The organism is Flagellimonas onchidii, from assembly GCF_004804315.1.
Lineage (GTDB): Bacteria > Bacteroidota > Bacteroidia > Flavobacteriales > Flavobacteriaceae > Flagellimonas > Flagellimonas onchidii.
In genome coordinates, this window is record NZ_SRXX01000015.1 from 74,835 (window position 1) to 92,167 (window position 17,333).

General features: G+C 39.5%; 15 protein-coding genes and 1 tRNA gene. 9 read left to right on the forward strand and 7 right to left on the reverse strand.

All coding sequences use genetic code 11. The features are described 5' to 3' along the window. The first annotated feature begins 53 nt into the window (after positions 1 to 53). Complete coding sequence (gene recJ, locus E4661_RS15135; RefSeq protein ID WP_136468301.1) at positions 54 to 1,742, forward strand: single-stranded-DNA-specific exonuclease RecJ; 1,689 nt, start codon at positions 54 to 56, stop codon at positions 1,740 to 1,742. A gap of 212 nt (positions 1,743 to 1,954) precedes the next feature. Here the strand turns inward: recJ and E4661_RS15140 are convergent, their stop codons facing one another. After that, on the reverse strand, positions 1,955 to 2,827 hold the full coding sequence (locus E4661_RS15140) for a 3-keto-disaccharide hydrolase (protein WP_136468302.1): 873 nt from the start codon (positions 2,825 to 2,827) through the stop codon (positions 1,955 to 1,957). Positions 2,828 to 2,905: 78 nt separating this feature from the next. On the opposite strand from E4661_RS15140, the gene E4661_RS15145 reads away from it, so the two are divergent. Further along, positions 2,906 to 4,165, forward strand: a complete 1,260-nt coding sequence (locus E4661_RS15145; RefSeq protein ID WP_136468303.1) for an MFS transporter — start codon at positions 2,906 to 2,908, stop codon at positions 4,163 to 4,165. 185 nt (positions 4,166 to 4,350) lie between these two features. Here E4661_RS15145 and E4661_RS15150 read toward each other — a convergent pair whose 3' ends face one another. The 6 genes from E4661_RS15150 to E4661_RS15175 form a co-directional block, all read right to left on the reverse strand. Next, positions 4,351 to 5,082: a YqjF family protein gene (locus E4661_RS15150; protein WP_136468304.1), complete on the reverse strand. Its 732-nt coding sequence runs from the start codon at positions 5,080 to 5,082 to the stop codon at positions 4,351 to 4,353. Positions 5,083 to 5,126: 44 nt separating this feature from the next. Then, entirely contained in the window at positions 5,127 to 5,894 is a 768-nt protein-coding gene (locus tag E4661_RS15155) for a UDP-2,3-diacylglucosamine diphosphatase (protein WP_136468305.1), read from the reverse strand. A 45-nt stretch (positions 5,895 to 5,939) separates the two neighbouring features. Then, complete coding sequence (locus tag E4661_RS15160; protein ID WP_136468306.1) at positions 5,940 to 6,389, reverse strand: 6-pyruvoyl trahydropterin synthase family protein; 450 nt, start codon at positions 6,387 to 6,389, stop codon at positions 5,940 to 5,942. A 123-nt stretch (positions 6,390 to 6,512) separates the two neighbouring features. Then, positions 6,513 to 7,280 (reverse strand): enoyl-CoA hydratase/isomerase family protein, encoded by a 768-nt coding sequence (locus E4661_RS15165; RefSeq protein WP_136468307.1) that lies wholly within the window; start codon positions 7,278 to 7,280, stop codon positions 6,513 to 6,515. Between the two features lie 131 nt (positions 7,281 to 7,411). Further along, positions 7,412 to 8,746 carry an MATE family efflux transporter gene (locus E4661_RS15170; RefSeq protein ID WP_136468308.1) on the reverse strand — a complete coding sequence of 445 codons (1,335 nt, stop codon included), beginning with the start codon at positions 8,744 to 8,746 and terminating at the stop codon, positions 7,412 to 7,414. A 12-nt stretch (positions 8,747 to 8,758) separates the two neighbouring features. After that, entirely contained in the window at positions 8,759 to 9,259 is a 501-nt protein-coding gene (locus E4661_RS15175; protein ID WP_136468309.1) for a GNAT family N-acetyltransferase, read from the reverse strand. 52 nt (positions 9,260 to 9,311) lie between these two features. On the opposite strand from E4661_RS15175, the gene E4661_RS15180 reads away from it, so the two are divergent. The 7 genes from E4661_RS15180 to E4661_RS15210 all read left to right on the forward strand — a co-directional run bounded on the left by E4661_RS15180 (position 9,312) and on the right by E4661_RS15210 (position 17,226). Further along, the gene (locus E4661_RS15180; RefSeq protein WP_136468310.1) at positions 9,312 to 10,106 is read left to right on the forward strand and encodes a universal stress protein; all 795 of its coding nucleotides are present in this window, start codon (positions 9,312 to 9,314) and stop codon (positions 10,104 to 10,106) included. A gap of 57 nt (positions 10,107 to 10,163) precedes the next feature. Further along, a tRNA-Ala gene (locus tag E4661_RS15185) sits at positions 10,164 to 10,240 on the forward strand. Positions 10,241 to 10,608: 368 nt separating this feature from the next. Continuing rightward, positions 10,609 to 11,334, forward strand: coding sequence for a FadR/GntR family transcriptional regulator (locus E4661_RS15190; RefSeq protein WP_136468311.1), 726 nt, complete (start codon positions 10,609 to 10,611; stop codon positions 11,332 to 11,334). After that, positions 11,331 to 12,341, forward strand: coding sequence for a sugar kinase (locus tag E4661_RS15195; RefSeq protein WP_136468312.1), 1,011 nt, complete (start codon positions 11,331 to 11,333; stop codon positions 12,339 to 12,341). Before E4661_RS15190 ends, E4661_RS15195 begins: the two co-directional genes overlap by 4 nt. Then, positions 12,338 to 12,973, forward strand: a complete 636-nt coding sequence (locus E4661_RS15200; RefSeq protein WP_136468313.1) for a bifunctional 4-hydroxy-2-oxoglutarate aldolase/2-dehydro-3-deoxy-phosphogluconate aldolase — start codon at positions 12,338 to 12,340, stop codon at positions 12,971 to 12,973. The genes E4661_RS15195 and E4661_RS15200 overlap by 4 nt, the downstream gene beginning before the upstream one ends. Continuing rightward, positions 12,970 to 14,127 carry a galactonate dehydratase gene (gene dgoD / locus E4661_RS15205; protein WP_136468314.1) on the forward strand — a complete coding sequence of 386 codons (1,158 nt, stop codon included), beginning with the start codon at positions 12,970 to 12,972 and terminating at the stop codon, positions 14,125 to 14,127. Before E4661_RS15200 ends, dgoD begins: the two co-directional genes overlap by 4 nt. 285 nt (positions 14,128 to 14,412) lie before the next feature. Beyond that, positions 14,413 to 17,226 (forward strand): response regulator, encoded by a 2,814-nt coding sequence (locus E4661_RS15210; RefSeq protein ID WP_136468315.1) that lies wholly within the window; start codon positions 14,413 to 14,415, stop codon positions 17,224 to 17,226. The last annotated feature ends 107 nt before the right edge of the window (positions 17,227 to 17,333 follow it).

The following is a 17,333-nucleotide window of genomic DNA, read 5'->3' on the forward strand; positions in this document are numbered from 1 at the left end:
CCCAAACCCAGCTCAAAACACTCGAACTGACGTTCATCCAAATCAAAAAAACAATGCGTTGGACCATAAAACCCAAATCTAACCCCACAGAAAATGAACGATTATCTAAAGAACTGAACGTTGATGCGTTGATTGCCCATTTACTATTGCAGCGAGGCATTTCAACCTACGAAGAAGCCAAACAATTCTTCCGACCGCAATTATCCGATCTGCACGACCCATTTCTGATGCGTGATATGGAAAAGGCTGTTGAGCGGATTGAAAAAGCCATTTCCAATAACGAGAACATTTTGGTTTATGGCGATTATGATGTGGATGGCACCACAGCGGTAGCCTTGTTGTCCTCATTTCTACAGGAAGATTATCCTAATGTCGCCACCTATATCCCAGACCGTTATACGGAAGGTTACGGCGTATCCATTCAAGGAATTGATTACGCTTCTGACAATGATTGCTCCTTGATCATTGCTTTGGACTGTGGAGTTAAAGCCATTGAACAGGTGACATATGCCAAAGAAAAGGGTATTGATTTTATTATTTGTGATCACCATAGACCCGGAGATATTCTACCCGAAGCTGTAGCAATTTTAGACCCAAAAAGGGAAAATTGTAGCTATCCGTATGATGAACTTTGCGGTTGCGGAGTTGGTTTCAAACTTATACAAGCTTTAGCTTCAAGAAAAGGAAAAACCATTGAGGACCTTGTTTCTTATTTGGATTTGGTGGCCACGGCCATTGGAGCGGACATTGTTCCCATAACAGGTGAGAATAGGGTGTTGGCCTATCATGGATTGAAGGTGATTAACACTAATCCCCGAATTGGATTTAAGGCTATTATCGATCAAATCAAAAAGAAGGAACTGACCATAACCGATGTTGTTTTTATCATCGCACCCCGAATCAATGCGGCTGGTAGAATGAAGCATGGGCAGCATGCCGTCAATCTTCTGAAAGAAACGGATTTAACTATCGCTCAACATTTTGCTTCGGAAATCGAGCAGTTTAATGCCGATAGAAAAAATTTAGATAAAGCGATAACAGAGGAAGCCTTAAAGCAAATCCAAGAAAATGGCGAGGAAGATAAGTTTACTTCGGTAGTTTATAATGAAAACTGGCATAAGGGGGTGATTGGTATTGTGGCATCTAGATTAACAGAAACCTATTATCGACCCACCTTGGTATTTACAAAAAGTGGTAATAAGTTGGCTGCATCGGCAAGGTCCGTTAAGGGATTTGATGTGTACAATGCCCTAGAAAAGTGCTCGGATTGTTTGGAACAATTTGGAGGACACAAATACGCAGCTGGACTGACCCTTTTGGAGGAACAATATGAAAACTTCAAACAGCAATTTGAAAAAGTGGTATCCGAATCTATAGACACTAATCTACTAGAACCCGAATTATCCATAAATGCAAAAATCGCTTTGGATCAAATCACTCCAAAATTGATGCGAATCCTAAAACAATTTGCTCCTTTTGGGCCAGGGAACATGACTCCAATTTTTATGGCCGAACGACTAAATGATACCGGTTACGGCAAAACCGTAGGAGAGGACGGCAAGCATTTGAAGCTCTCAGTGTCCCAAAATGGCTCATCACCCATTGGAGCAATAGGTTTTGGTTTGGGAAAGAAGGTGGATAAAATCAAAAACAGGAATACTTTCGATGCTGCCTTTTCCTTGGATGAAAACGAATGGAACGGACAGGTCAGCCTTCAACTCAGACTCAGGGACATAAAATAAGGTGAGTTTTAGATAAGAGTTGAAAAGTCACTTCGAGTATCCCGAACTTGTTTCGGGATGTATCGAGAAGTTCTTTTAGCTGAAAAATTTACTTGTTTTCGATACGATTTTTGACTTCGACGTCGCTCAGCCAACAAAATCACTCAAACTGACTTAAATTTTCTTGTTCAAGATTCATATTAAAATAGCCATTCCTTTCATACGAACGTAAGTCATTCGTAGATGCAAGTTTTAGCATCGTTCTTTATATAGTACGATTTGTAATTTTTGGCCTTCTTATCCATACATCCACATAAATCCAAAACCTCGATGGACTTAAATTCGGTATCATGGCTTTCTCCTTGAATAGCGATATAGCCCTCCGTAATGGGAGTGCCGTCTTTAAAAAGTTCTTTATTCAGACCATCTAAATGGCCTCCAACGACAGGTTTGGTATATGTAATTACGGTATCACCCTCAATAATATGATGAACAATGGAATCTCCCAGCACCAAAGCTTCGATGTTTACCCATTTTTCCCTAGGGTAGGTAGCTCCTTTGGTATCGGGGATACAATGGTCTTCTACAAGTTTTCCGTCCATGTGAACATGGCATCCTGGTGTGCACAGATTTCCAGTAGGGCGTTCGCCTTCATCTCTTCCCGCTAAAAGCTGAAATTCAAAAGACATGGGAAAAGATTGGTCCAACGTCATGGTCTTTGGGTCCTGACAGTGTAACATAAATCCGTTGTTGGCAAAGGCCCAGCCTGGACCACCTTCCACTTGTTCACCTACCATTCTGTATTTGGCCTTTAGTTTATAATAGGAGAACTTTTTCTTATAGAAGAGGTGGGCAAATTTGCTGTCAAAAGAATCATACTCTTGATAAGTGACCTTAAGAATACTATCCTTTACCCGAAAGGTATTTTTATAGTTTTCTCCTAAAACAAACCCCCTTACTTTGGGTGTCCACCCATTTAAATCTTTACCGTTAAATAAGGAAATCCATTCCTCTTTTGCTGCATCGGGATTTTTATTTGACTCGCAACTCAACATCAAAAAAAAGCTGCAAACAATAATACAAAAGGAAATGGTCAAGGTTTTCATGGATGGTTTTTTAATTAAGAGTATGAATCTATAAAAAGATTCTGTCATAAGAGTACCTTTGACGCTTTAAAGCCATTTATGGATCCCTACGCGGCACTTCGATTTAAGGAATTCAACATCTTTTTGGTGGTTCGCTTTGCGATGGTATTTGCGTGGAGCATGCAGTTCATTGTCATTGAATGGCAGGTATACTCCATGACCAAAGATCCATGGAATTTGGCGTTGATTGGTCTCATGGAAATTATTCCCGCAGTATTGACAGCCCTTTTTGCAGGTCATATTGTGGATCAGAGCGAGAAGCGAAACCTATTGATCAAATGCATTTTGGGATTTTCCGTGATAAGTCTAGGACTTTTTTTGGTCAGCGACCCTGATTTTGAAGTATCCCAAGACCCTAGGAACATTTTGTACATCATTTACTTTTTGGTGTTTTTGGGAGGATTGGTCCGGGCATTTATCGGTCCTACCGTGTTTTCGTTGATTGCTCAGATAGTCCCCAAGAAAATTTACCCCAATGCTGCTACATGGAGCAGCTCTACCTGGCAATTGGCTGCTGTTGTTGGGCCGGCTTTTGCAGGTTTTTTGATCAGTTGGATTGGGGTTCACTGGTCCATGTGCGTCATTTTTGGGTTTTCGATACTAGCCTTGATATTTCTTCTTCAGATTGCAAGAAAGCCCATCCTCAACCCCAATATTGGGGAACCCGTTTTAAAAAGTCTGAAAGATGGACTGCGATTTGTTTTTAACAACAATGCCATTTTAGGGGCCTTGACTTTGGATATGATTGCTGTTTTGTTTGGCGGAGCGGTGGCATTGTTGCCCATTTATGCACAGGACATTTTAAATGTGGGTGCTGAAGGCTTTGGAATATTAAGGGCGGCTCCGGCCGTAGGTGCCTCAATCACCATGTTGGGGTCGACCAGATTTCCTTTGCACAAAAAAGCAGGTAAAAAATTATTGTGGGCGGTGTTCGGATTTGGAATCTGTATTATAGTTTTTGGAATCTCCACTTGGTTTTGGATCTCTGTGGCAGCTTTGTTTTTGAGTGGAGCTGTGGATGGTGTTTCCATGATCATACGTCAGACTATTTTACAATTGAAGACCCCGGATAATATGAGAGGACGTGTGGCTTCTGTAAACTCCATTTTTGTTGGGTCATCTAACGAATTGGGTGCTTTTGAAAGCGGAGTGGCCGCAAAGCTTTTAGGCACAGTTCCCGCCGTGGTTTTTGGAGGATGTATGACTTTGTTGACTGCGGGAACAACTGCCATTGTCTCGCCTAAATTTAGACGTTTAGACCTTCAAAAAGATATTGAGGAGCATGAGAATGAAGCATAATCTAAAAATGTCATTTCGAAACGAAGATGCAAAAGCGTCGATTGAGAAATCTTGTTTTAATCCAAATTTGTAGATTTCTTAGTCGCAAGCTGCTTCGAAATGACTAAAGAACTTTTCATTCAGTTTGATTTCGGTAGGCAGATGGCTATGTGACAATATAAAGCTTTACTCCTTTCATAGATTGGTTACGGCTGTTTTGAAAGCTTTGCTTTTATAGTTTTTTTATTTTCAACTGTTATTTCCGAACCTTCAGCAAGCATTACAGATTCTGGATTCAACGAGTTTAAAAAGGCGAACTTTTTTCCATAAACCTTATCAAAATTCACATTAATGACATAATTTTTTACTTTGTAGATATTCCATCTTGGGTGTATCACTTCATATTCGTTTGATTTTTCATTGTTCACTTTTGCATAACCCCAATAATGTTCCGTAATAAACTCTGTCTCACTTTCAGGCGCTATTTCATAACTTTCTTTACTTGCCGTTACTTTGAAACTATTCTCTTTTCTATTTTCCCCCCAATTGTACTCCACTATTCTTTCATTTTCATTCTCGCTCCAGTTGTGAGACATTGGCATAGTTTCATAATTTTCGTTATAAACAGTATTGGCAACAAAAGTTAATGCTCTTTTAGGCACAATTTCTTTAATAAAAACAACGCCTCGTTTCCATTCATTGTTTTCGAATCTCTTAACATAAAACCGCAAATTTACTTCTTCAAAGTCAGCATGGTAAGGTATCTTAAACCCTAATAGCTTTGTGTTTTTGAACATAAAACCGACCAAACTGACATAACATATATCTTTCCATAAGTCAAGTTCAGTTCCAACAGGAATAAATTCTGTCAAAAGGTCTTTTTCTATTGAATAATTTGCGATTGCAAGCTTTCTCCATTCAGCTTTTAGGAAACTCATTTGTATCAATTTTAATGACACGTTACTGTGTCCTATCAAATATCTTAATCTTCCAACTTTTCTAAGGACAATTTTTCCCCATCAAAGACCGCATAGGTGAAGTAGGAAATCCAATCTCCTAAGTTGGTATAGGTTGATTTTTCGTTGAGTTTGATTTCCATAGGGAGATGACGATGTCCAAAGATAAAATGGTCATAATGCTGTGTTTCCAGCTTTCGTTTGGCATATAGAATCAACCACTCTTTGTCTTCCCCAAGAAAAGAGGCATCTGCATCGCCAGAGATAATTTTGTTATTGACCGAAAGATGTTGCGCCAATCTTACCCCAAGGTCAGGGTGCAGCCATTTAAACAACCATTTGGCAAACGGATTGGTAAAAACTTTCTTCATCCGTTTAAAGCCCTTGTCACCAGGGCCTAACCCATCACCATGACCTAAAAAGAATGATGTGCCGTTAATAAGGTATTGTTGAGGTTCATGATACACTGGAATATTGAGCTCTTCTTCAAAATAACCGTTCATCCACAAATCATGATTGCCAACAAAATAAGTGATTTGAATGCTCATATCAGAGAGCTCGGCAAGCTTGCCCAAGGTTCTAGTAAAACCTTTTGGGACCACGGTTTTGTATTCAAACCAAAAGTCAAACAGGTCGCCCATCAAAAATATGGCCGCAGCGTCTTCCTTAATAGAATCCAACCAGGCCACAAACTTTTTTTCCCGAGGAAGACTGTCCTTGGTGGTAGGTGCACCCAGATGATTGTCACTGGCAAAATAGACTTTCTTGCCCGATGGAATGGTAATGTTCTTCATTTGCCTGTAAAGATAAGCATAACCTCTTGTGGATTGAGCAAGGGCTCAATTGTCATCTGCATACCATTCCGCATAAGAACTATCGGTTTCTTGAAGTTTAATAGAATGCAATTTTATGTTTTTGGGGAGACGAGCTTGAATCTTTCCCACAAAATCAATGACCATGTTCTCGCTGGTGGGCTGGTAATCTGCCAAAATAATGCTATGGCCACTATCTGCCAATTGATTTGCAAGCTGCACATGTGGGGAGTTTTTATTAAAGATGGTGGCATGATCAAATATGTCCACAATCTCTTCATTTACAATTTTTTTGAGATCACCAAAATCAATCACCATTCCTAACTTTACCTGAGATGAGTCCGCAATGGGAGTGCCAATAACCGTAACCGACAGCTTATAACTATGCCCGTGTACGTTTCGGCATTTGCCATCGTATCCGTACAGGGCATGGCCTGCCTCAAAATGGAACTGTTTGGTGATTCTGATTTTCTCCACCGCTCTAGCGTTTGAATCTTCTTCGATTTCGAATTCGGGTAACTATATAAACCACAATGACCAAAAGGGCCAATAATGGAAAAACAATGTCACTATTTAAGAAAGAAAGAATATCCATGATGTTTACTTTTTAAACTTTTCCAAAGCGTTTTTAGTATTGGGTGATAACGCAAGTCGACCAGAGGCCTCTGCTCGTTCTACTAACAATTTGTCCCAATGTTCGGCACCTTCCCAAAGTACCCTTTTCATTTCGGCAAGCGCCTCAGGATTATAAGTGGCTAATTTTTGGGTGTGAAAATCCAGTTCTTTGTCCATTTCGGCAATGGAATCAAATACTTTGGAGAACAAACCCTTTTCTTTGGTCCAATAGGCATTTTTCCATTCAGTGGGAGCGAGTGCAAGTTCTGCCAAACCTGCTTTTCCAATTTTTCTTTCCACTGCTGGAGCAATAACCAAAGGGGCTATGCCAATGGAAATCTCGGATAACTTGATAGATGCAGCCTCCGTAGCGAACACATAATCACAGGCAGAAGCCAGTCCGACGCCTCCACCAACCGCCTTGCCCTGTACACGACCAATAATGGGTTTGCTACAGGTCCGCATGGCATTGATGACGTTGGCAAAACCGCTAAAAAAAGCTTTCCCTTCTTCCAGATTTGAAATGGCTACCAACTCATCAAAAGATGCTCCGGCACAGAAAGCACGCTCTCCTTTAGACTTAAGAACAATAACAGAAACTTCCTTGTTCTTTGATAACTGGTCAAACTCATTGGCCAAACGTTCCAACAATTCGGATACAAACGAATTACTGGCAGGGTGACCGAACTCAATTGTTGCGATTCGATTTTCAATTTGAGTATAAAGACTTCCGTTTTTCCTATCTGTAGGCATTAGCTTCAATTATCAATTATCAATTATCAATTATCAATTATCAATTATCAGTTGTCAGTTGTCAGTTGTCAGTTGTCAGTTGTCAGTTGTCTGAACTCTGAACTCTGAACTCTGAACTCAAGAATACTAAATTAACGGTTTTGCACCAAGGGCTTGAACTTTCTTCTAAATTTCCATACCAAGGCCAGGCCACGAATCATCATCCAGACCACAAAGGCAATCCAAATGGCATAAAATCCCCATCCCAAATATTTACCTAGGTACAAAGTTGGGATAAAACCTAAAAATGTGGCTGAGAGCAACACATTTCTCAAATACTTCATTTCGCCCAATCCTTTAAAAAGACCATCAAAAACAAAGGCTAGGGTGTTCATGGGCAATCCGAGAATCACAATAAAGAAGATTCCGTAAAAAGTACTCAAAACAACAGGTTCATTGGAAAAAATGCGTCCGACAGGGGTATAAAATATAAAACCAAAGGCCATCAAAACCACGCTGATGATCATGCCATAGGTAATAATTTTCTTGGCCAGCTCCCAAAGCCCTTGGTAATCTTTTGCACCCAACAATTTGCCTCCCATGCTGTTACCCGCAGCGCCATAACCATCAATAAAAAATGCGGCAAATAACCAAAGGTTAATGGCTATGGTATGGGCGCCAATAAAGCGGTCGCCAAGTGCCGTTGCTTCACGAACCGCAATGATCAATGCTGCATTCAAGGCCAATGCCCTTACAAACAAATTCAGGCTCATAAAGATCAATCGCTTGAGTTCTTTGTTCAAGGGGAACACTAATTTTAGGCTTATGTCCGTTTTTTTCAGCAATAAGATAAAGACCAAAATGGCCATGGTGGCCTGGGAGATAAGGCTAGCCCAGGCGGCACCTTCCAAATACATGGCAGGTATGAAACCCTCAATACCGTAGACCAGAATAAAATCCAATATAATATTGAGCACCGCACCAATTACAGCAATTATCATGGGATAAAAAGTGTTCTGCAGCCCCCTGAAAATGCCAAAAATGGCAAAGGTGAACAGTGTTAACGGGAACCCCCAAACTCTGATGGAATAGTAAGAGACACAATACTCCAATATTTTGCCGGTGGCTTCAAAAAGGCTGAATATTTCCTCAATAATGAAGATGGTAGAAACCAAAATTACAAGGCTCAAAAGGATATTGAAAAAAATGGCCTGTGCGGGCAAGTTTTTTACTTCTTCCAATTTTCCGGCACCCAAATATTGGGAAATTATGGCGGAAATGGAACTACGAGTCTGCCCTAAAACCCAAATGAGCATGGACAAAAACGAACCCACTATTCCAGCGGCGGCTAGCGACTCTAATCCATCAACCGGAATATTGCCGACAATGGCGGTGTCGGTAATGGAAAGAATGGGTTCCGCAATACCGGAAATGGTAGCGGGAATTGCAAGTTGGTTAATACTTTTAAAGTTGACTTGTGTTCTCAAAGTCAGTGCAAGTTACAGCACTAATTCGTAACAATGAAAGGGATGCTCACTTTGTTTTGGAAAGAAAATATCGCCCAGTCTCTGATACCCTCGTTGTTCATAGAATCTTTGGTTTCTTTGGTTTTGGGAAAAGGTATCGAGCCTTACAGATTTATATCCTTTTGAACGTGAATAGCTCTCAGCATAATCCATAAGTTCTTGGGCAAATCCCTTACCTTGATGGTCGGGATGTGTACAAAGCCGATGCACATAAGTGCTATTTCCGTTGGGGGTCAACGATGTTATGGGGACGTATTCCTCGTCCATAAAAGTTGAGATGACAATGGCCCCGATAATTGACCCTTTGTGCCATTTCACATAGAGTTCTCCACGCTCCAAGTCTTTCAGAAAAGCTTCTTTTGACGGATAGTGTTCGTTCCATTGAAAAATGCCATTTTCAATCATTTTGGCAGCGCAGGCCTTGGTCAAACTTAGGATGTCCTCGATTTCGGATATCTTTGCGGGTCTAATCATCGATTGGTTTCAATTAAATTGTAAATTTAAGGGATAATCATAACCGCCGACAATGAATAATATACTTGTACCTATAGGCACATCGCCCAATGCAAAGGAAACTCTTCAATATGCCATAGACTTTGCGTCCAATTTTGGCGCCAGGGTTTTTGTTATGGATGTGTTTTCTGTCACTTCTTCTGCAGGAAGTTTATCAAATGTTACAGAGAAAGTAGCACAGAGCAGCAAGGAGCAAATAAAAGAAATCATTGATGGAGTAGAAGTCAATAATGTTGAACTAAAGATAGCCACGTATAATGGGGATATTGTTGATGGACTGAACAATATAAACAAGGAGCTTGGAATAGATTTGATTATTATCGCACCGCGAAGTAACGATATAAAGGAGGAACTTTATTTGGGCAATACCACGGGTAGAATCGTAAAACAGACTAATATTCCAGCATTGATTGTGCCCAAGGGAACACAATTTAAGCCGATGAAAAGTGTATTGACAGCTTTTGGATCGGGCATTTTAAAAAGAAACCGGATTTTGAACCCCTTGATTGCAATCAAAGATAAGTTTAGATCCAAGATTAATCTACTATTGGTAAAAAGACCGGGATATTCCGAAGAGGATCTGCAAGTGAACACTGCTCTGCTGGACATTAGCGAACAATTGATCATCACCGAGCAGGGGACTACATATCTGGGGGTTTTGGAGCACTACCAAAAACAAAAGCCCGATCTACTTTGTGTATTCCGCAGAAAACGAGGGTTTTTTAAAAAGCTTTGGGAAAAAAACACCATTCCAAAGTCTGAATTTTTTGTGCCCATCCCCGTTTTAGTGTTGAGCGTTAAAAAATAACAAGCTGGGCAATCCAATTTTGAAACTTTGTGAAAAAGTATTTCCTTTGCGCTCTCTGGGGGATTAGCTCAGTTGGCTAGAGCGCTTGCCTGGCAGGCAAGAGGCCACCGGTTCGAATCCGGTATTCTCCACCAGTAAACTCAAGGCCTCGGAAGGATTTCACTTCTGGGGCTTTTTTAATTTGCACTTTTTCTGGAGTACCTGGAATATTATTGATTTACTCTTCTGGTCATATCGAATACTTCACAAGTGATATAATAAGATGCTCAATCAATTTTTTGTGGTAGTACTAAGCTTACTACATATGAGTTCCAGAAAACTTGATTTATTGGACCATCAAACATTAAGAAATTGTTCTAAGTAATCTACAATTCTTTTTCTCTTAGTATTTGTCTTAAGTCTAATTTAGAATCCAGTTGGCATAGTTATTCTGATACTTATTAGCATATTAAGATTTTGATTAAATTTGTATGATGTATTATAAATATTAATTTCAATCCCAGTGTTCGCACCAATTGTAAAACCAGAATCGTTAAGTGGTCATGTAGAGGCTGAACTGACCAATGCCATTGCGCAAGGAGAATATCAACCTTCAAAGAAAATCCCAACCGAGCACGAGCTTTGCTCCATGTTTAAGGTCAGTAGAACGGTGATTCGCGAAGCGATAAGGGGATTGAACTCAAAGGGTATTGTGGATATAAAAAAAGGAAGCGGTGTTTATGTGTCAGAAATGAGTATTCAAAACGCTTCGGAAACCTTGAATTTGTTTTTTAGACTTTCCTCGGATCGGGGCATAATGCTCCATGCCATTGATTCACGAGCGATGATCGAACCCATGATTGCTGCCAAATCTGCGGAGGTAAGAACTGATGATCATGTCCTAAGACTTCATGATAATATGAAAAAATTGATTCAATGCCCGCTGGACGACAAAATAATGGAGGCGGAATTGGACAACCAATTTCATAGGATTTTGCTTGAAAGCGTTGATAACCCAATCTTAAACTTGTTGCTGGACCCCATTTTTAACTTGACCCCAAAGTTTAAGCATGATGTATTTGCCAAGTCCATTTCGGATAACATGGTTGAAGAAAAAGAAAAGATGCTTCATTACCATCAAAGGATAACCGATGCCATTGCTGGGCAGGACGCAATCAAGGCAGAAGGGCTAATGAGAGAGCATTTAAAAGTCACTTCGGAAAATTATATAAAGTCAGTAGGAAGATGACAGGCTTTGCAACTTTCGGTGAGATTATGTTGAGGCTTACTCCTTCGCTCAGTGGTGGCAAATTATTGACTGCCCATGAATTTTCAGTCAACTATGCTGGAGCAGAATCCAACGTGGCGACCTCCCTAGCTTGTTTGGGAGACCAAGTAGATTTTATAAGTAAAGTTCCCGACAACCCTTTGGGAAAAGCAGCCCTATTAGGCCTTAATAAATTTGGGGTCATAACGAACAAGGTCTTATTTGGAGGAGAACGCATGGGCACATACTTTATTGAACTCGGAAAGTCGATTAGGCCTTCTCGCGTAGTTTATGACAGACAAGGATCTTCTTTAAGTGAAATAAAAGCTGGGGAATTTGAATGGAGTTCCATCCTGAAAAATAAGGTATGGTTACACCTTTCTGGAATTACTCCTGCTTTGTCAGATCAATGTGCAGAAGAAACCATATTGGCTGCAAAAGTGGCCAAGGAAATGGGGATAAAGGTCAGTTTTGATTTAAATTTTAGAAGAACATTATGGCCCAATGGCCATGAGGCGAGGATGATTTTTGATCGTATTATTGAGCACTCCGATTTGATTTTTGCCAATTTGGGAGTCCTTCATGATGTATATGGACTGCAGTTTACCGAAAAAAGTTCTGTGGACCGCACAAGAAAAGCGATGCTCAAGGCAAGCTCACTTTTCGGAGTGCATCAAATGGCATTTACCATTCGGGAACATTGTTCCGCTTCAGAAAACAAGCTTCAAGGAATGGCTTTTTCCAACGGAGAAATTACCATCTCAAAATCTTTTGATGTTCAAATAGAAGATCGTTTTGGTACGGGTGATGCCTTTGCGGCCGCATATCTTCATGCCATAAATAAAGAATGGGAAGTAAATAAAGCTATTGAATTTGCCACAGCAGCATTTGCCTTAAAGCACACCATAAAAGGAGATATGCACACAAGTACGGAAGAACAGATTTTATCAATTATGGATGGGAATTTATCAGGGCATGTGATACGATGAAAAAAGAAGAGATATTGCACCGATTGCTGGAGGAAAAAATAATTTCCATAGTTCGGCTAAAGAATGGAGAAATGGTATCCAAAGTAATCGAAAATTTGGTGCAAGGTGGGATTAGGGTATTGGAGATAACATCCAATACTCCAAATTTTGATGCCCAGATTACCGTATCACGAAAAAAGTATCCGGACATCGTTATAGGTGCTGGAACAATTTACACTGTCGAATTTGCACAAAGAGCTATTAGTGCGGGAGCTCAATTTTTGGTAACCCCAAATACCAACAAAGCTGTTGTTGAGGAAGCTATAAAAGAAGGTATTCCTGTTATTATGGGTGCCTTTACCCCCACAGAGGTGGCCAATGCGGTTTCTTACGGAGCAGATATTATAAAACTTTTTCCAGCTGGTCAATTGGGGATATCGTACTATAAGTCTCTTAAGGGACCTTTTTCAAACACCAGTTTTTTTGCAGTTGGGGGAATAGGAGAAGCTAACATAAAGAAATGGCTGGAAGCGGGAATTGATGGCATAGGTATTGGAAGTACTCTAGTAAAACAAGAAATGAATACACCAGAAGATTTGGAGAACATTATTTTAAAGGCAAATCGATTCAAGGAATTTATAAAGAAACCATGAATACGTTACAGATTGAAAAAATAGAACTTTTCAAAGTTCCTCCCCGGTGGTTTTTCCTAAAGATGACCACAAAGGATGGTATTGTTGGATGGGGAGAACCTGTCGTAGAGGGAAGAGCTGATACGGTGGAAGCTTGTGTTCATGAACTTTCCCAATATTTTCTTGGCGGTTCTGCTAGCTCTATTGAAGACATATGGCAAACCTTGTACCGAGGAGGCTTTTATAGGGGAGGGCCCATTTTAATGAGCGCTTTGGCCGGGATAGATCAAGCACTTTGGGATATTAAGGGCAAGTCGTTGGGTGTTCCGGTTTACGAGCTGTTGGGAGGAGCGGTCCGCCAGAAAATGAAAATGTATTGTTGGATTGGTGGTGATAGTCCCGAAGTGGTCATGGAACAGGCCCAAGCCAGAGTAAACGAGGGTTATAGGGCCGTTAAAATGAATGCCACTGCGGCTTTTGAATGGATTGATTCAACCAAAAAAATAAAAAATGTCGTTAAAAACATCGCTCTTTTACGTGAAGAATTTGGTGATGATCTCGATATTGCCCTAGACTTTCACGGAAGGATACATAAAGGAATGGTAAAACCAATTATTGACGAATTGACCCCTTATGCCCCAATGTTTGTTGAGGAACCTGTTCTAAGTGAGAACAATGATTCTTTGACTCATATCTATTCCCATACATCCATTCCCATTGCCATGGGTGAACGTATGTATTCTAGATGGGATTTTAAGGAAATACTCCAAAGAGGTGTGGTCGATATCATTCAGCCAGACCTTAGTCATGCTGGAGGTATATCCGAAGTAAGAAGAATTGCCGCCATGGCCGAAGCTTATGATGTGGCTTTGGCACCACATTGTCCATTAGGACCGGTTTCACTCGCATCTGCATTGCATATTGATTTTACCTGTATTAATGCATTCATACAAGAAAGCAGTATGGGGATTCATTATAACGAAGGTTATGACCTATTGGATTATATGGAAAACCCTGAAGTCTTTGACTTAAAAGACGGGTATATTTCCCTTTTGAAGGAACCTGGTCTGGGAATTCGCATTAATGAAGAAAAATTAAGGGAAGCACAAAAGATTGGACATCAATGGAGTAATCCAGTTTGGCGGAACCAAGATGGCAGCATAGCGGAATGGTAACACGTTATCATGACGTTATACTAGAAAATTCAAGTTGAGCAAAAGACCTATTAGCATGGCTACTAAATATGGACAAAAAGGTTCGCTCAAATTCAACGTTTTGCTTTTTCTCGAATGATCTTGTAAATGCTGGTCTATAGAATCTAAACCTATGCGCCATGTTTAAGGATTGATCGTATTTGATTATCCATTTTAATAAATGTAACTGTTTTGGTTACATTTATTATATTTTAAATTGTTTTGGTTTTCTAATATTGTTGTTAGCCTGATTACCCTCTTTTCTGTATGAAACAATCCTTGTATTTACTTTTCTTGCTCACCTTTACTGTTTTTGGGCAAGAACCCCAAAAAATTGATTCAATAAAAACAGTATTAGAAACCACAACCGAAGAAACAGAGAGGTTAGATGGCTTGAACGCGATAATAAGGGCTTTCATCTACATTAACATGGACTCCACACGTGTTTACAACGATAAGGTCATTCAAATAGCAAAAACCACCAATGATCAAGCAACAGCATCTAAAGCGTACAATGTTGCCTCGGTGTATTACTATTATAATTCCCAAATAGATAGTTCATTATACTACGTGAAAAAATCACTGGAATCTCTAAAAAAATCTAGTGACCACAAGCTCAAATCCGATTTGTATAGAAAATTGGCCATTTTAAGCAGGGCCTTATCAAATGAAAAAGACAATATTGACTATGCGCGTTTGGCATTGAAGGAAGCAAAATTGGCGGAAAATTGGCCGTTAGAATCTTCGGCCATGATTGCTATTGCCAATCATTTTTTGAACAACAATGACCATTTACAGGCTTTGACGTATTATCTGAAAGTCGATTCCTTGCATATTGTGAATGACACCGTAACCAGAGACTTAAACCTAACATATGAGAACATAGCCTTGATATATTCTGCTCTTAAAAATGAAAAGGCTTTGGATTATCTTGATAAAAGCCAAGCCATTTTTTCAGAAAAGGAAGATGAATTTGGTTTGGCCAATCTTAATCGATTAAGAGGTAATTATTATTCATTAACAAAACAACATGCCTTGTCGATAGAGTATTATAGAAAGTGCTTGCCATTTTTTGAATCTCACGGAGACCCAATGAATCTTATTGAAACCTATACAGATTTATCCATCAACTATGTGGACAACCTAGATGGGGCCAATGCTTTAGTTTATTTGAACAAAGCAAAGGAATTGGCAAAAGAGTATCCGATGGCGACAGACTTTACGATTTATCATGTAAAAACTGCAGAAGGAAAGTATAATTTGTTTACCAAACAATATGAAAAGGCCATAGCATCATATTTAAAGGTGTTGCAGTACATGGAAAAAAATGCCAATAGCTTTTATTTGGATGAAAAACTTCATGCCTATGACGCCTTGGTCTTTGCTTATGAAGGTTTGGACCAATATAAAAAGGCATTGGAATATAGCAAGATTACTTTTGCATTAAATGACAGTATAAACAAGAAAAACAAAGAAGAAATAACCACCAACCTTGAAGCTAAATATCAAACCGAAAAAAGGGAAAGAGAGATTAGCCTGTTGAAATCGAAGAATGCTTTAAATGAACAAAAACAGCATAACCAACAAAATATGTTGATTGGTGGAATAGGATTGGCCACATTGTCTAGCGTGTTCTTTTTTGTATTGTATCGGAATCGGAAAAGAACTACCGATAGATTGAAAGAAATGGATATGGCCAAATCCAATTTTTTCACAAACGTGTCCCATGAGTTCCGTACGCCTTTGACCCTTATTTCTGGCCCCATTCAACAACAACTCGACAAAAAGAACCTTCCGCCCAAAGAGAAAGACAATCTGGAAATAGCACAACAGAACACGAGCCGTCTGTTATCATTGGTCAACCAATTATTGGACATATCCAAAATAGAAAGCAGCAGCTATCCCTTAAAGGTAAGTAAAGGCGAACTGTCGCCGTTTATTGGTAGTTTGATTGATGGATTCAGTTTTGCCGCAAAAGAAAAGAAAATCAACTTGTCCGTTGACATCCAATCATCAAGTGAAAATACTTGGTTCGATAGGGACATTGTTGAAAGAGTAATGGTCAACCTGATGTCAAATGCACTTAAATATACCCCAAAAGGTGGAAGTATAGATGCGAATGCATTGGTAAAAAATGGAAAGTTACAGTTGACCATAAGTAACACAGGAAATACACTTACAAAAGAAGCTCAGGCAAGATTGTTTGAACGGTTTTATAGGGCAGATGATACACAACAAGGTGCGGGAATTGGACTGGCGTTGGTCAAAGAACTGGTCCAATTGCACAAAGGAAGCATAAACGTAAGTAGCTCTGCTGAAGAACTCACCACATTCTCCATGGCACTCCCTGTCAAACCAAGTGATTTTGCCGAGAGTGAAAGAAGAGTTCAAAAAGGGAAGATATCTTCCCTAAAAAATGAAATAACCCTCAAGGAGTCGCATTCCAATCCACCTAATCCAGCAATCCTTAAAGAAGATTCTCCTATTTTATTGATTGTAGATGACAATACAGATATCCGAACGTATGTAGGAAATATGTTCAATGAAACATACAATGTAGTAAAAGCCAAAAATGGAGCTGAAGGCGTTCAGCTTGCTCTTGAATATATTCCTGACATTGTAATCAGTGATGTAATGATGCCTATTAAAAACGGTTTAGAACTATGTGAAACCTTGAAAAATGATGAACGGACTAGCCACATACCCATTATTTTATTAACAGCTAAAGCGGGCGAGGAAAACGAACTTGATGGGGTCAAGACCGGAGCGGATGATTATATCACAAAACCTTTTCATGAAGGAATATTGAAGGAACGTGTCAAAAACCTGATTGATGTTAGAAAAAAACTTCAGCTACGCTATAGTCAAGAAGTAGTTTTAAGACCCAAGGATATAGCAATAACAACAGTAGATGAAAAGTTTTTGACCAAATTACAGCAGATTATGGATGAAAAACTAACCGACCCCTCATTTTCTGTTGTACAATTCTGTGAAGCTGTGGGAATGAGCAGAATGCAATTGCACCGCAAACTTAAAGCCCTGTTAGGTTTTTCAACTACTGAATTTATATGTAATAGTTAAGACTTAATCTGACAATCTTAATAAATTAGTTTAACCCTTAAATTAGATTTGTCAGATGAGTACAGAAGAAAAGATCATCAAACCAAAGTTAGGATTATTAGAACTTG

Excerpts from the sequence above, each read along its gene's own strand:
- E4661_RS15155 (WP_136468305.1), bottom strand. The coding sequence starts at position 5,894 with ATGAAGAACATTACCATTCCATCGGGCAAGAAAGTCTATTTTGCCAGT.
- E4661_RS15180 (WP_136468310.1), top strand. The coding sequence starts at position 9,312 with ATGAATAATATACTTGTACCTATAGGCACATCGCCCAATGCAAAGGAA.
- E4661_RS15195 (WP_136468312.1), top strand. The coding sequence starts at position 11,331 with ATGACAGGCTTTGCAACTTTCGGTGAGATTATGTTGAGGCTTACTCCT.
- E4661_RS15165 (WP_136468307.1), bottom strand. The coding sequence starts at position 7,280 with ATGCCTACAGATAGGAAAAACGGAAGTCTTTATACTCAAATTGAAAAT.
- E4661_RS15145 (WP_136468303.1), top strand. The coding sequence starts at position 2,906 with ATGGATCCCTACGCGGCACTTCGATTTAAGGAATTCAACATCTTTTTG.
- E4661_RS15150 (WP_136468304.1), bottom strand. The coding sequence starts at position 5,082 with ATGAGTTTCCTAAAAGCTGAATGGAGAAAGCTTGCAATCGCAAATTAT.
- dgoD (WP_136468314.1), top strand. The coding sequence starts at position 12,970 with ATGAATACGTTACAGATTGAAAAAATAGAACTTTTCAAAGTTCCTCCC.
- E4661_RS15210 (WP_136468315.1), top strand. The coding sequence starts at position 14,413 with ATGAAACAATCCTTGTATTTACTTTTCTTGCTCACCTTTACTGTTTTT.
- E4661_RS15200 (WP_136468313.1), top strand. The coding sequence starts at position 12,338 with ATGAAAAAAGAAGAGATATTGCACCGATTGCTGGAGGAAAAAATAATT.
- E4661_RS15175 (WP_136468309.1), bottom strand. The coding sequence starts at position 9,259 with ATGATTAGACCCGCAAAGATATCCGAAATCGAGGACATCCTAAGTTTG.
- recJ (WP_136468301.1), top strand. The coding sequence starts at position 54 with ATGCGTTGGACCATAAAACCCAAATCTAACCCCACAGAAAATGAACGA.
- E4661_RS15140 (WP_136468302.1), bottom strand. The coding sequence starts at position 2,827 with ATGAAAACCTTGACCATTTCCTTTTGTATTATTGTTTGCAGCTTTTTT.